This window comes from Thalassospira sp. A40-3 (genome assembly GCF_015871485.1).
In the GTDB taxonomy this organism is placed as follows: Bacteria; Pseudomonadota; Alphaproteobacteria; order Rhodospirillales; family Thalassospiraceae; genus Thalassospira; species Thalassospira tepidiphila.
In genome coordinates this window covers 1876705-1890785 of sequence record NZ_CP065428.1, presented here as the reverse complement: position 1 = coordinate 1890785, position 14081 = coordinate 1876705, and the positions used below count along the sequence as shown (strand labels likewise).

At 54.5% G+C, this 14081-nt stretch carries 12 protein-coding genes; 3 read left to right on the top strand and 9 right to left on the bottom strand.

The genetic code is table 11. From position 1 onward, the window contains the following. Nucleotides 1–50 precede the first annotated feature (50 nt). From IT893_RS08520 to mazG, 3 genes are all read left to right on the top strand, one after another. Entirely contained in the window at nucleotides 51–452 is a 402-nt protein-coding gene (locus IT893_RS08520; RefSeq protein ID WP_008891076.1) for an ectoine synthase, read from the top strand. An 83-nt stretch (nucleotides 453–535) separates the two neighbouring features. Further along, nucleotides 536–2041, top strand: a complete 1506-nt coding sequence (locus IT893_RS08515) for an aspartate kinase (RefSeq protein WP_197147449.1) — start codon at nucleotides 536–538, stop codon at nucleotides 2039–2041. A 159-nt stretch (nucleotides 2042–2200) separates the two neighbouring features. Further along, the gene (mazG, locus tag IT893_RS08510) at nucleotides 2201–3025 is read left to right on the top strand and encodes a nucleoside triphosphate pyrophosphohydrolase (protein WP_197147448.1); all 825 of its coding nucleotides are present in this window, start codon (nucleotides 2201–2203) and stop codon (nucleotides 3023–3025) included. A gap of 6 nt (nucleotides 3026–3031) precedes the next feature. On the opposite strand, the gene IT893_RS08505 is transcribed toward mazG, so the two are convergent. The 9 genes from IT893_RS08505 to IT893_RS08465 form a co-directional block, all read right to left on the bottom strand. Further along, the gene (locus IT893_RS08505) at nucleotides 3032–3856 is read right to left on the bottom strand and encodes an inositol monophosphatase (RefSeq protein WP_252724118.1); all 825 of its coding nucleotides are present in this window, start codon (nucleotides 3854–3856) and stop codon (nucleotides 3032–3034) included. Between the two features lie 14 nt (nucleotides 3857–3870). Further along, a complete protein-coding gene (hflX, locus tag IT893_RS08500; RefSeq protein WP_371810699.1) occupies nucleotides 3871–5217 on the bottom strand; it encodes a GTPase HflX in 1347 nt (448 codons plus the stop codon). Continuing rightward, the gene (hfq, locus tag IT893_RS08495; protein ID WP_008891082.1) at nucleotides 5210–5467 is read right to left on the bottom strand and encodes an RNA chaperone Hfq; all 258 of its coding nucleotides are present in this window, start codon (nucleotides 5465–5467) and stop codon (nucleotides 5210–5212) included. Before hfq ends, hflX begins: the two co-directional genes overlap by 8 nt. Nucleotides 5468–5588: 121 nt before the next feature. Continuing rightward, nucleotides 5589–6275, bottom strand: a complete 687-nt coding sequence (locus tag IT893_RS08490; RefSeq protein WP_197147446.1) for an HAD family hydrolase — start codon at nucleotides 6273–6275, stop codon at nucleotides 5589–5591. 63 nt (nucleotides 6276–6338) lie between these two features. Next, nucleotides 6339–7718 carry a Trk system potassium transporter TrkA gene (trkA, locus tag IT893_RS08485; protein WP_008891084.1) on the bottom strand — a complete coding sequence of 460 codons (1380 nt, stop codon included), beginning with the start codon at nucleotides 7716–7718 and terminating at the stop codon, nucleotides 6339–6341. Nucleotides 7719–7760: 42 nt separating this feature from the next. After that, the gene (locus IT893_RS08480; RefSeq protein WP_008891085.1) at nucleotides 7761–9140 is read right to left on the bottom strand and encodes a sigma-54 dependent transcriptional regulator; all 1380 of its coding nucleotides are present in this window, start codon (nucleotides 9138–9140) and stop codon (nucleotides 7761–7763) included. 47 nt (nucleotides 9141–9187) lie between these two features. Next, entirely contained in the window at nucleotides 9188–11464 is a 2277-nt protein-coding gene (locus IT893_RS08475) for a PAS domain-containing sensor histidine kinase (RefSeq protein WP_197147445.1), read from the bottom strand. Then, nucleotides 11461–12909, bottom strand: coding sequence for a nitrogen regulation protein NR(I) (gene ntrC, locus IT893_RS08470; RefSeq protein ID WP_008891087.1), 1449 nt, complete (start codon nucleotides 12907–12909; stop codon nucleotides 11461–11463). Before ntrC ends, IT893_RS08475 begins: the two co-directional genes overlap by 4 nt. Continuing rightward, nucleotides 12906–14051, bottom strand: coding sequence for a nitrogen regulation protein NR(II) (locus tag IT893_RS08465; RefSeq protein ID WP_008891088.1), 1146 nt, complete (start codon nucleotides 14049–14051; stop codon nucleotides 12906–12908). Before IT893_RS08465 ends, ntrC begins: the two co-directional genes overlap by 4 nt. Nucleotides 14052–14081 lie beyond the last annotated feature (30 nt).

Below are 14081 nucleotides of genomic sequence, written 5' to 3'. Positions count from 1 at the left end.
CTTAACTGCGTCGCCCGGCCCCACAACTTAATTATATCAAAGAGTTAAAAATGATTGTTCGTACTCTGAAAGAATGTGAAGCATCCGGTCGCCGCGTGGTTTCGGACAACTGGGAAAGCACCCGCCTGTCGCTCGCCGAAGATGGCATGGGTTTCTCGTTCCACATCACCACCATTTATGCCGGCACCGAAACCGAGATATGCTACGCCAACCATTTCGAGACGGTTTACTGCATCTCGGGCAACGGCGAAGTCGAAACCATTGCTGACGGCAAGAAATACAAGATCGAGCCGGGCACGGTTTACATCCTTGACAAGCATGACCGCCACTATCTGCGTGGCGGCACCGAGGACATGGTAGTTGCCTGTGCCTTCAACCCGCCGCTGAATGGCCGTGAAGTGCATGACGAGAACGGTGTTTATCCGCTCGATGGCGAAGCACTCGCAAGCTAACAATTTCTGGTCGGGCGGCACCTAACGACTGCCCGACCATTTAAAGCATATTCTTTAAAGGAAACGCCCCTAAAGGAGGCAACATGCTTTCAGCCCAGAAAAACAAGGACGCAGGGCATAGCGTTCACAAGATCGGCGGTACGTCGATGACCCAGGTTGATGCGGTCATGGACAACATTCTTGTCGGCAACCGTAAGGAAGACGAGCTTTACAACCGTGTCTTTGTTGTTTCGGCATATGGCGGTTTTACCGACCTTTTGCTGGAAAACAAAAAGACCGGTGAACCGGGCGTCTATCAGCTTTACGCCGGCTCGGAAACCGATTGGGCCTGGGGCGATGCCTTGACCAAGGTCTCCGAAAAGATGTGCGCCATTAACGAAGAAATTTTTGGCGACGCGCCGGAACTGAAACTTGCCAATGCCTTTGTACAGGAACGCATTGAAGGCACGCGCAGCTGCCTGATGGATCTTCATCGTCTGTGCAGCTTCGGTCACTTCAAGCTTGAAAAGCATCTTCTGACCGTACGTGAAATGCTGTCAGCCATTGGTGAAGCGCACAGTGCGCACAACACCATGCTTCTCCTGCGCGCCAAGGGTGTGAATGCGGTCTTTGCCGATCTTTCGGGCTGGCGTGAGCCAGAGGCCTCTACCCTTGATGGTCGTATTGGGAAGGTGTTTGATGACATCGACCTTTCCAAGCAGCTTGCCATTGCGACGGGCTATGCCCAGTGCAGCGAAGGCCTGATGAGCATCTATGGCCGTGGCTACAGTGAAGTGACCTTCTCGCGCATTGCCTGCCTGACCCAGGCGCGCGAAGCGATCATTCACAAGGAATTCCACTTGTCGAGTGCTGATCCGCGCATCGTCGGCGAAGATGCTGTGCGCCCGATTGGCCGCACCAGCTACGACGTGGCCGACCAGTTGTCGAACATGGGCATGGAAGCCATCCACCCGCGTGCGGCCAAAGGCCTTCGTCAGAACGATATTCCGCTGAGGATTGCCAATACCTTTGAACCGGAACATCCGGGCACGGTTATTGACGATCATTGGGAGCCGGAAAACAGCCGTGTTGAAATCGTGACTGGCGTTCCGACCGCGTTCGAGATTGAAGTCTTCAATCAGGATATGGTTGGTGTTCCAGGTGGCGAGGAAGCGATCCTGAACGTTCTGAAACGTTACAAGGTCCCGACCGTTACCAAGAACCTGAACGCCAATACGATTACGCATTACGTGTCGGCACCGCTCAAGCAGATCCGCCGCTGCGTTGACGAGATCGAGGCAAATCAGCCAGAGGCAACCGTTCAGACCCGTAAGGTCGCTATTGTCTCGGTGATTGGTGCCAACATCGAACAGCCGGGTCTGTTCGCCCGCGCGGTATCGATCCTTGATGATGCCGGTGTTGAACTGGTGGCCTCCCACTATCCGAGCCGCCGCGTTGATCTGCAGTTTGTTGTTGCCGAAGGCGACTTCAACAAGGCAATTGTCGCCCTGCATCGCGGCCTCGTCGAAGGCAAAAAAGAAGAAAGAGCATCATCCAAGCAAACCAAGGATGACAGCACCGAAAAACAGGAAAAGCTCAAGGCTGCATAAGCCAAAAGGGCATCCGAACATCACAGCAAAACCCGCAAGTGCCGCATTGGCCTTGCGGGTTTTGTTTTGCCTTGATCATATGCTTGTCAGTTTTGATGCAGCGCGATAGGACTTAAAGGATAATCGGGGCACACCAGCAAAACAGACGGGACATCGACCATGACCACGCATAACAGCAAAGCCATCAACGAACTCCTCGACGTCATGGCAAAGCTGCGCAATCCCGATGGTGGCTGCCCGTGGGATCTCGAACAGGATTTCTCCACCATTGCCCCCTACACCATCGAAGAAGCCTACGAAGTGGCTGATGCGATTGCCGACAATGACATGCCAGAGCTTTGCAACGAGTTGGGCGATCTGCTGTTGCAGGTGGTGTTCCATGCCCAGATGGCGAAGGAAGCCGGTCATTTCGAGTTCGAAGACGTCGCCAACAGCATCGTTTCAAAAATGATCAGCCGTCATCCGCATGTTTTTGGCGACGGGGATGCTACGACGACCGATGGCGTCAATCAGACTTGGGAAAAGATCAAGGCCGCCGAACGCGCCCGGAAGGCCGAAGACAAAGGACACGAACGCCACAGCGCCCTTGATGGGGTCGCAAGCGCCCTGCCCGCGTTAATGCGTGCGGAAAAACTGACCAAACGCGCCGCGCGTGTCGGGTTCGACTGGCCCAGCACCGATGAAGTCTTTGACAAGCTTCACGAAGAAATCGACGAACTCAAAGCCGAAATGACGGAAAACCCGGATCCGGCCCGTTTGCAGGATGAACTTGGTGATATGTTGTTTGTGATGGCCAATCTTGCGCGCAAGATCGGTGTTGATCCCGAAGTGGCCCTTCGCGGCGCGAACCATAAGTTCACCAAACGCTTCCACTTCATCGAAGACGAACTGGCACGCGACGGCCGCACGGCTGCGGACTCCGATCTGGCTGAAATGGATAGTCTCTGGGATGTGGCGAAAAAGACCGAACGCGGTCAGGTCTGATCAAACTCAGGTAAAGAGCGGTATCAGAATTTCATTGATTTCTGCCCACAGCTCCTCGGAGCTGGCGCACAAAAGTCCGGCCGCCGTGGCATTGGCGTTATATTCATTGTTCTTGTCGGCAGTGATATAGCGCGCATAGCCACCAGCCTCACGCACCAGCAATGTGCCCGGCGCATGATCCCAGGGTTTAAGTGTCCGATAGGCACAGAAATCAAACGCCCCACGCGCTGTTTCCTCATACTCGGCACCACAGCAGGAATAATGCGCAACATCGGCAAAGAAATCGAGATGGCCGTAATGCTTGCGGATGCGGTCCCGTGCGTAGGAAATCAGAAAACCTTTGGCATCAGACGCCTTGGTGATGTTGGAACGCACGGAAACCGGCTGATCCCGGTAACGCGTCCCCGACCCCAGTTCTGCAACGGTTGCCGCCCCTTCAATCGGATCGACAATCCAGGCAGCAACGGTTTCGCCACCAGAATAAAGGCCGACCATGCAACGGAACGGTTGTTTGTGATGGGCGAAGTTCTTGGTGCCATCCACCGGATCAATGATCCAGAACGGATCATCGCCAGCAAAGATCCGCTCCTGCAAAGTCGGGTCTTCATGGGCGGCTTCTTCGCCAAGGGCGCGGCTGCCCGGCAAAAGATCGGTCAAACGGCGAGTCAGAACGCGCTCAGCTTCAGTATCCGCAATCGTCACCAGATCCATCGCATGGGTCTTGGTATCGATATCTGCATCATCCAACTGGCCAAAACGCGGGGCAATTTCAGCAGCCGACACTTCCCGAATGATTTCGGTCACTTTGTCCATATCGACTTTAATCGCCACGCGCTCTCTCCCTATCAAACCAGATGAACATCGAGCCCGGCCTTGGCACACCAGTCTTCGAAACGGCCAACGCGGGTCGTATCGACGCGCACCTGAACCGAAATGCCGTCGGCACCTTCGTTGCGTTTCAAAACCTCGCCCTGCTCATAAAGCCGCGCCAGTGATTTGCCATCCGAATACGGCACACAAAGCTCAAACACCGGCATATCTTCGGTCAGCCGGTCTTCAATCAGGCCAAGCAATGCATCGCAATTGGTACCTTTGATGGCTGAAATCGCGATCGTATTGTCATGGCGCGCAGAATATTCCGAAACGGCTTGCAGTTCTTCGCCTTTGAGCTGATCAATCTTGTTCAGCGCCTCGACAAGTTCCTCGCCGTCAATCGCCTTCTTAAGCCCAAGCTCCTTAAGAACTTCAAGCACATCAAGCTTTTGCTCTTCGGTTTCCGGCGAAGCCGCATCGCGGACATGAACAATCAGGTCGGCTTCAAGAACTTCTTCAAGCGTTGCACGGAACGCCGCGACAAGATCGTGCGGAAGATCTGACACAAATCCCACGGTATCAGACAGAATAACCTTGCGACCACTTGGCAGGATCAAACCACGCATGGTCGGATCAAGCGTCGCAAACAGCATGTCCTCGGCAAAGACCTCGGACACGGTCAGCTGGTTAAACAGCGTCGATTTACCGGCGTTGGTGTAACCGACAAGAGCCACAATCGGATACGGCACCCGACGGCGTGCTTCACGGTGAAGTTCGCGCGTCCGTTTGACTTCTTCAAGCTCACGACGGAGCTTGGCAAGCTTGTCACCGATCAAACGACGGTCGATCTCGATCTGACGTTCACCAGGACCGGCAAGGAAGCCACGCCCACCACGTTGACGTTCAAGGTGCGTCCACGTCCGGACAAGGCGCGACCGCTGATAGCTCAGCAGTGCCAGTTGAACCTGCAAACGGCCTTCACGCGTCCGCGCGCGATCAGCAAAGATTTCAAGAATCAGGCCGGTCCGGTCAATAACCTTGCATTTCCACTCGCGTTCCAGATTACGTTGCTGGATCGGGGAAAGCTGGCCGTTGATCATGACAATGTCGGCCTCAATGGCCTTGATCTGCAGACCAAGACGTTCGGTAACGCCTTTGCCAAACAGGGTTGAAGGCCGCAATTTCGCGATGGGCACAATTTCCGCGCCCACCACTTCAAAATCAAGTGCACCCGTAAGACTGACCGCTTCTTCGAGACGCGACGATGCGTCGCGCCAAGCACCGGTCTGGTCTGCGCGTTTTAGTTCCGGGTGGAAAACTAGGACCCGGGGAGCTTCTGGCGTATCGCCGCCCCCCGAAGTCAGAGATTCTTCAGCTATTTTCTTCTTCCGTCGCAGGCTGGCTCGGATCAAACAGTTTGATCGGCGTCGTCGGCATTACCGTCGAAATCGCATGTTTGTATACGAGCTGGGTATGAGCATCGCGCCGCAGCAAAACAGAGAAATTGTCAAACCAGGTAATGATGCCCTGCAATTTGACTCCGTTGACCAGAAACACGGTAACCGGCGTTTTGTTTTTACGGCAATAATTCAGGAAGACGTCCTGAACATTCTGTGATTTTTCCGCCATCGGTTAGACCTAGCCTTCTTTTATGAGCGTTTTTTTGGTTTCGGGCGGTCAAGGAAAATGTGGAACCGTCGACTTAAAGGTCTGTCACGATTCCGGCCCCATTTTTAATGACCTCTATGAACTATAAGACTTTCGAGAAGCCTTTTACAACCCCTACAAGCGCCCCGCAATCAGCGAAATGCCAATCAGGGCTAAGAGTCGCGGAATTCTGCGTATCGCCGTGACCGGTAATTTCATCGCCAATCAGAATTGCAGTCGCCCCGACGTTGCGCGCGCACTGAATATCGACCACGCTGTCGCCAACAAACCACAGATTCTCATATTGCGGCGCCGAAGAGTCGCCCATCGCCAGATGCACCGGATCGGGTGCCGGTTTGTCCTTGGCGGCATCGGTTGCACCGACAATCCTGCCAAAAAATGGTGTCCACCCAAGGTGATCGGCTTCCTTGCGCAAGAAATCCCCGTTCTTGTTACTGACCACCCCGATATAAGTGCCGTTATCACGCAGTGCACATAACAGATCATGCGCCCCGGCCAACGGCATCAGGGTTTCAAGATGAATAGACTGGAAGTGACCATAAAAGCTGTCTTTGGCCTGCTCCCAGCGATCTTCACCAAACAAGATCGGGAAACTGTCTCGCATCGAGCGCGCGACACGCTGCTTGGTTTGGTCAAGCGTCCATGTCTCAAGCCCGAAGTCGTCAAATGTCATGTTAAGCGCTGCCTGGATCGTTCCCCAGCTATCGACAAGGGTGTTATCCCAGTCAAATATGACGGCCTTTGGCGGATGGGGCAATTGATCAGACATTTGAACTTCCGTTGGCAGGATCGGGAATATATTGTATGAGGATTACGGCAGCGCTCTGATTTATCAGAAGTATTCCAGACGAACAGCGAACATCTTTTCGACCTTCTTGATCTGTTCCGAACCGGCAAATACGACAATCCGGTCGTTGGCCTCGATCACGGTGGCGGCGCGCGGCATCACAACTTCGCCATCGCGCAAAATGGCCCCAAAGACCACGCTTGCCGGCATCGCGATATCCTTGATCGCCTTGCCAACAATTGGTGCAGTTTCAAGTGCCTCTGCCTCAAGAACCTCGCCAAAGCCCTCTGACAGGCTGTGCACGGCACGAATACGGCCGCGGCGTACATGATGCAGGATGGTCGACACCGTCGTCATACGCGGGCTGATCACCACATCCACGCCAAGTTCGGAAACCAGCGAGTTATAGGTGCTTTTGTTAATCAGGGTCAGCGCACGCGGGCAGCCATACCGCTTGGCCAGAAGTGATGCCAGAATGTTGGTTTCATCGTCATTGGTCAGCGCAACAACCGCCTCGGCATTGCCGACATTGGCTTCTTCAAGCAGTTCCGGATCAAGAACGTCCCCGCGCAGAACAACGCTTTTCTTTGGCAGTTTCTGCGCGACATAGCGCGCGCGTTCCGGATCGGCTTCGACCAGTCGGGTGGTCACCCCCGGGAAGTTCTTGTTGATTTCCTCGGCCAGGAACAATGCGATGTTCCCGCCGCCAAAAATCACGATACGGCGTGCTTCGGGGTCTTCATGACCAAAGGCCGACATTGCGCGATCCACCTGGTCGCTCGATACGGCAAGATACACAAGGTCACCCGCCAGCATCTGGTCATCGCCCTTGGGATAGACGGCCTTGTCACCGCGGATCATGCCAAGGATCGAGATGTTAAGATCCGGGAAAAGCTGATGAAGCTGACGCAACGGCGTATTGATCACCGGGCAATCATCGCTACACCGGATGCCAAGGATTTTGACCTTGTCATCGGCAAACGGGATCATGTCGAACGCACCGGGTGCCTGAAGGCGGCGTGCAACCGCGCGCGCGACTTCCATCTCGGGCGAAATCACCACATCAATCGGAAGCTTTTCACGGCCAAACAGGCTGGCCCATTCCGGCTGCAAATAAGTCTGGCTGCGGATACGGGCAATTTTGGTTGGCACGTTAAACAGCGAATGCGCCACCTGACAGGCTGTCATATTGACTTCATCGGCAAAGGTCACCGCGATCAGCATGTCGGCCTCTTCGGCGCCGGCCTGCTGCAACACATCCGGGTGCGACCCAAAGCCAATGATGCCCTTGACCTCAAGCGTGTCGGAAATCTTGCGTACCAGTTCTTCGGACTGGTCGATCACGGTTACATCATTGTTTTCCGCAGCCAGATATTTGGCAATGTGGAACCCCACCTGCCCGGCGCCGCAAATGATGACCTTCATTTCGAATTCTCCCGTTCACAACAGTCCATGGTGAGTTTGGGCTTATTGACCGTTCACACCAAGGCTTTTCAGCTTGCGATGCAAGGCTGAGCGTTCCATGCCGACAAAGCTTGCCGTTTTGGAGATATTCCCGCCAAAACGGTCGATCTGTGTCTGGAGATATTCTTTTTCAAACATCTCCCGCGCTTCGCGGAGCGGCAATGCCATGATTTCACTGGTCTTGTCAAAACTTAGCGACGTCGGCACGTCAGAAAACAGCTCTGATGGCAGCATTTTACCACTGATCAGATCCACCTTGTCGTCATCATCGGGCGCCATGATCATCAATCTTTCGATGACATTGCGCAACTGGCGCACATTGCCCGGCCAATCATAAGCATGCAGGGTTGCCATTGCCTCGGGCGAAAGTTTCCGTTTGGGAAGCCCCGTCGCATCGGCATAACGATCAAGGAACATTTCCGCCAACATCGGAATATCTTCGCGACGCTGCTGCAAGGATGGTACTTCAAGCGGCACAACATTGAGGCGGTAATAAAGGTCCTGGCGGAATTTCTGCTCGGCAATGCGTTGTTCAAGGTCGCGTGCAGTTGTTGCGATAACGCGCACATCAACATTGACCGGAACCGATCCGCCAACGCGTTCAAACGTTTGATCCTGCAAAACCCGGACAATCTTGCCCTGGGTTTCAAGCGGCATATCGGCCACTTCATCAAGCAACAAGGTCCCGCCATGGGCCAATTCAAGCACGCCTGTGCGCGCCTCACGATCCGAAGTCGCAACCGCACCAAACAGCGATTCTTCCATGGTGTCGGGCGAAATATTGGCACAGTTCAGCACGACAAACGGCGCCTCGGCACGGGCGGATTTCTGATGGATCAGGCGCGCGACAACTTCCTTGCCCGATCCGGCCGGCCCATGGATCAGAATGCGGCTGCCGGTACGCGCAACCCGTTCGGCCGACTGGCGCAGGTTGTTCAAAACCGATGATTTGCCAACGAGTTCGGTATCGCCGCCGGCCCGCAAGGTCAGTTCACGGTTTTCACGGCGCAGGCGCGCATCATCAATGGCGCGTTCGACCACCATCAAAAGGCGGTCAGTATTGAACGGTTTTTCGATGAAGTCATAGGCACCGATGCGCGACGCTTCGAGTGCCGTTTCAATATTACCGTGACCGGAAATCATCACGACCGGGACTTCGCTGTGCTCGCGCTTGATCAGCTTAAGCGTCTCGATGCCATCGTGATCGCTTTCATCCATCCAGATATCAAGCACCACAAGGCTCGGCCGACGGGCGGCAACCTCTGACAGCGCGCCCTGGCTTGATCCTGCCTGACGGGTTGTATAACCCTCGTCCTCGAGGATGCCTGATATCAGAGCCCGGATATCTTCTTCATCGTCGACAATAAGAATGTCGTGCGCCATGTCGTGACCAAATCAATCTTTTTCTTGTTTCGATTTTGACAACTAAATCAATTGCCTGAGGAATGTGCGTCCGAAGCCATACTATCAATTTCGGCTTCTACAACCTTTGGGAAAGATAGCGTAATCGTAGCTCCGCTTTCAACGCCGTCGGAGAGTATAAGCTCTCCACCATGGTCTTCCATGATTTTCTTTACGATCGCCAATCCAAGCCCGGTTCCCTTTGATCGGGTGGTGACATAGGGCTCGGTCAGGCGTTCGCGATGTTCTGCCGGAAGGCCCTTGCCGTTATCCGACACAGCCACAAAAACGCGTTGATTGTCGGGCGACACCGCGACTGAAATCTCGATCTTGCCAGGTGGCACTTCACCCTCTGTGGGCTTTTCACGGCCTTCAATCGCCTCTGCCGCATTCTTGAGCGTATTGGTCAGGCATTGATTGACCTGATGCGCATCACACGAAATTTGCAGATCTTCGATGCCACTGCGGTCAAAATCATAAGTGATATTGCTGTGCGCCTGTTTTTGCAGGAAGACCGCACTTTTCACCAGCTCACCGATGTTTTCCAATCGCATGGTTGGTGATGGCATGCGGGCAAAGCTGGAAAACTCGTCGACCATCCGCCCGATATCGGAAACCTGTCGGATGATCGTATCGGTACAGGTCGTAAAGACTTCCTGATCATCAGTGATTTGCTTCAGATACCGGCGCTTCAAACGTTCTGCTGAAAGCTGGATCGGTGTCAGCGGGTTTTTGATTTCATGGGCGATACGGCGCGCGACATCAGCCCAGGCTGCCATACGCTGTGCGGTCTGAAGTTCCGTGACATCGTCAAAGGTCACGACATAGCCAAACACCGTGCCATCATCGGCCCATTCCGCTGTCACACGCGCCATCAGTGTCAGGTTGACACCATCACGGCGAATTTCGATCTGGCGTGGCTTGCTGCGATCTCCGTCGCGGGCAAAATCGTCAAACAGTGGCTGAAACTCCGGAATAACGTCGGTCAGTTCCTGTGCCAGGTAATCCTCAAGATCAACGCCAAGAAGATCCGATGCACTGCGGTTTGGAAGATCAATCTTGCGTGCCGGATCAAGGCCAATCACGCCGGCGGTAACCCCGCCAAGGATGGCCTCGGTAAAGCGACGCCGTTCATCGTTCAGCCGGTTGGCTGCAATCAGTTCATTGCGCTGGGTTTCAAGCTGGGCTGTCATGCGGTTAAACGCACGACTAAGCGCTTCAAGCTCATCGCCCTGCCCGTCAAGCGGCACACGGAAAGACAAATCCCCGTCGCGCACACGTTCCGCGCCGGTAATCAACTGCGACACAGGCTGGACCAAACGGGTTGCCACCATAAGGCCCAGCGTCACAGCCGCCAAAAGCAGCACAACAGAGATCAGAACGAAGATCATGACAAAGGTAATCACAATCCCCGAACGTTCACCTTCAAGACTTTCATAGGCATCAACCGCACGCCGGGCCTTGTCGATGCGATCCAGAACGTTGGGGTCGACAAAACGACCAACCAGCAAGAAAGCATCAATAAAGCTTGGGATTTTGGCGATTGCGCGGATGCGGTTATCGCTTGAACCGATCATCAGAACAACGTCTTTCTGACGTGCTTCGTCAAAGACTTCCGGTGGCACCGAAACCTGATTGGTATCGTAGGAAAAACTGTATTCGGATTGGGCGATAATCTGACCGGATCCGTCGACCATCATCACTTCCGGCAACCCGCGCGCCAGTGCCTGATCGGTCAGAAAGTTCGAAATGCGGTCCGGACTGGTCGAAAAATTGACGCCGAAACGCTGCAAGTCACTGGTGGTTGCCAAGGCATCCGCGCGGATCAGTTCCTGATGTTCGCGCAAATAGGCATCGGCAATCACCATACTTTCTTCAACGGCGGTTCTGATGCGGTCGCTAAACCAGCCCTGAATACCGAAATGCAGGAAAAGTGCCGAGAATATCGCAACCACAATCGCCGGTGTCACTGCGACCAGCGAAAACATCAAAACCATACGGGTATGAAGCTTGGCCCCGGCAACCCCGCGCCGGCGTTCCACCCAGATCTGGACAAGCTTGCGCGCCACAAGCGTCGCCAAAAGCAACACCAACACAAGGTCGATGTTTAGCAGCAACAAAATCAGGCGCGGATCAGGCCGGAATGGCGCCGTCCCGGTCATCGCCAGGTAGGTCGCCGTTACCGAAACAAGGGCAGAAGTAACCAATCCAAACGCAAAACGCCGTGACTGTCCCAGCCGCCCCAGAAACCGTACAAAGCCCGACCGCAAGAACCGGTTGGAGATCGAACGGTCGGTATTATTCATTTCGTGCCCCTGACGACTTCCAGTCCAAGATCACGGATCTTCTTGCGCAGCGTATTGCGGTTAAGGCCAAGAACCTCTGCCGCCTTGACCTGATTGCCCCGCGTTGCTTCAAGTGTGACGTTCAAAAGCGGACGCTCCATTTCCCGCAAAATGCGATCATAAAGACCGTTCGCAGGCAGATCGTCATCATGGGCATCAAAATATTCGCGAACATGGCGTTCTATGGATTCTGAAAGCGACTGTGGTTCCGCAGTCGGTGCGGCTTCGCTGATATTATTCTCGGAAAACTCGGTCTCGATGACATCGACACCGATGACATCATGCGAATAAAGTGCCGTCAGGCGCCGTACCATGTTTTCAAGTTCTCGGATGTTGCCCGGCCAGCGATGCGCTTTTAGGCGCGCCATCGCTTCGGACGACAACGTCTTGCGCGGAAGGCCTTCTTCACTGGCCTGCATCAGGAAGTGATTGACCAGTTCCGGAATATCTTCCAGCCGTTCACGCAGCGACGGCAGACGGATCGGCACGACATTCAGGCGATAGAACAAATCTTCACGGAACGTGCCTTCGCGGATCAGCTTGCGCAAATCACGGTGCGTGGCCGCAACAATGCGCACATTGACCCGAATGGGCGTACGCCCGCCAACACGGGTGTACTCACCTTCCTGCAAAACACGCAACAAGCGGGTCTGGGCTTCAAGCGGCATGTCGCCGATTTCATCAAGAAACAGCGTGCCACCCTCGGCCTGTTCAAACCGGCCGACCTTGCGTTCGTTTGCACCGGTGAAGGCACCTTTTTCATGACCGAACAGTTCGCTTTCGATCAGTTCGCGCGGGATGGCGGCCATGTTGATGGCAACAAACGGACCATGACGGCGTCCGCCATATTCATGCAGTGCGCGCGCAACCAATTCCTTGCCGGTACCGCTTTCACCGGTCACCATCACGGTCAGGTCGGTATTCATCAGACGCGCCAGCGCACGATAAATTTCCTGCATCGCCGGTGAACGGCCGATCAGTGGCAGGCGATCATCGCCCTCCTCATCCTCGGACTTACCGGTTTCATTTGCCTGCGGCGTCTCAAGTGCGCGATCAACAATCCCCATCAACTCATTAAGATCAAATGGTTTTGGAAGATATTCAAACGCGCCGCGCTGGGCGGCCTTTACTGCCGTCATCAGCGTATTCTGAGCACTCATGACAATAACGCGAAGGTCCGGGCGCAGCTTGCGAATGCGCGGCACCATATCCAACCCGTTCTCGTCAGGCATCATCACATCGGTAATCACCAGATCGCCATCCCCATCGGCGATCCAGTCCCAAAGTGTGCGGCCATGGCCAGTACTGCGGACTTCGTGTCCCTGACGCGACAATGCCTGCGTCAGGACAGTGCGAATGGCCCGATCATCGTCGGCAACCAGAATTCTCGCAGGGCTCGTACTCATGCGGTTTCTTCCCTGTTATTGATTATGATCGGATCAGCGGCCCCCTCGGCCAATGCCCGATTGTAAATTGGCAGCATGATTTGAAACTCTGCACCTCCCCCGGGCACATCTTTCACTTCAATCACACCGCCATGGTCATTGATAATTTTCGCAACCAGTGCAAGGCCAAGCCCCGATCCGGTCGGTTTTGTCGTCACAAACGGGTCAAACAGGCTTTCGCGCATGTCTTGTGGAATACCCGGCCCGTTATCACGCACCGATACCACTAGCGGCAGGTGAACGCGCGCGTCACCGCCGGCCACGGCAAGGCGGATACCATGCTGATAGCGGGTCGAAATGGTAATAACACCATCCTTCGGATCGACTGCCTCACCGGCATTCTTGATCAGGTTCAAGAACACCTGAACAAGCTGATCACGATTGCCAAATACCGGCGGCAAGGACGGATCGTATATTTCTTCGAATGTCAGGTTCTTGGCAAAGCCGTTTTCGGCCAGACGACGCACATGCTCCAGAACCGTATGGATATTGACAGCCCCACGCTCCAGCGGCTTGTCAGAGAAAATCTCCATCCGGTCAACAAGTTCGACGATGCGGTCGGCTTCATCACAAATAAGGCGCGTCAGCACGCGATCATCTTCGTTACTGGTTTGCTCAAGCAACTGCGCGGCACCACGAATACCCGAAAGCGGGTTTTTGATTTCATGCGCCAGAATGGCCGCCATGGCACTGACAGAGCGTGCTGAATTTCGGCTCAGCAACTGGTTGTCGATCTTTTGCGCGATCGAGCGCGGCTCAAAGGTCAGAACCGCGCAATCGCTGTCATCGGGCATTGAGCCAACCGTCAGGTTAACGGTGTGTTTGCCGATTTTCGGGCTTTCGATCAGAAGATTATGATCGGCAACCAAGGTTGCCTCATCAACGGCCTGTCTGATCAGGGAAAAAACAGGGCTGTCCTGTGGGATGAAATCCGTCAGGTCACTGCGGCACAGCACGGCGGCACTGGTGTTAAACAGTTGCTCGGTGGCCTGATTGACAAACTTGATTTTGCCATCCCGGTTGGCCACGACAACAGCACTCGCAATCGCGTTCAGAACGCCGGTCGGGTCGACCCCATTGCCTTTTCCAAATCCCAGTCTCATGCATATCTTCCCCGACAACAGTTTTTGACC

What these genes read in the sequence shown, in the direction of transcription:
- IT893_RS08475 (WP_197147445.1), bottom strand. Translation starts at nt 11,464, where the DNA reads ATGAATAATACCGACCGTTCGATCTCCAACCGGTTCTTGCGGTCGGGC.
- trkA (WP_008891084.1), bottom strand. Translation starts at nt 7,718, where the DNA reads ATGAAGGTCATCATTTGCGGCGCCGGGCAGGTGGGGTTCCACATTGCC.
- IT893_RS08480 (WP_008891085.1), bottom strand. Translation starts at nt 9,140, where the DNA reads ATGGCGCACGACATTCTTATTGTCGACGATGAAGAAGATATCCGGGCT.
- IT893_RS08520 (WP_008891076.1), top strand. Translation starts at nt 51, where the DNA reads ATGATTGTTCGTACTCTGAAAGAATGTGAAGCATCCGGTCGCCGCGTG.
- IT893_RS08515 (WP_197147449.1), top strand. Translation starts at nt 536, where the DNA reads ATGCTTTCAGCCCAGAAAAACAAGGACGCAGGGCATAGCGTTCACAAG.
- ntrC (WP_008891087.1), bottom strand. Translation starts at nt 12,909, where the DNA reads ATGAGTACGAGCCCTGCGAGAATTCTGGTTGCCGACGATGATCGGGCC.
- IT893_RS08490 (WP_197147446.1), bottom strand. Translation starts at nt 6,275, where the DNA reads ATGTCTGATCAATTGCCCCATCCGCCAAAGGCCGTCATATTTGACTGG.
- IT893_RS08465 (WP_008891088.1), bottom strand. Translation starts at nt 14,051, where the DNA reads ATGAGACTGGGATTTGGAAAAGGCAATGGGGTCGACCCGACCGGCGTT.
- hfq (WP_008891082.1), bottom strand. Translation starts at nt 5,467, where the DNA reads ATGGCGGAAAAATCACAGAATGTTCAGGACGTCTTCCTGAATTATTGC.
- mazG (WP_197147448.1), top strand. Translation starts at nt 2,201, where the DNA reads ATGACCACGCATAACAGCAAAGCCATCAACGAACTCCTCGACGTCATG.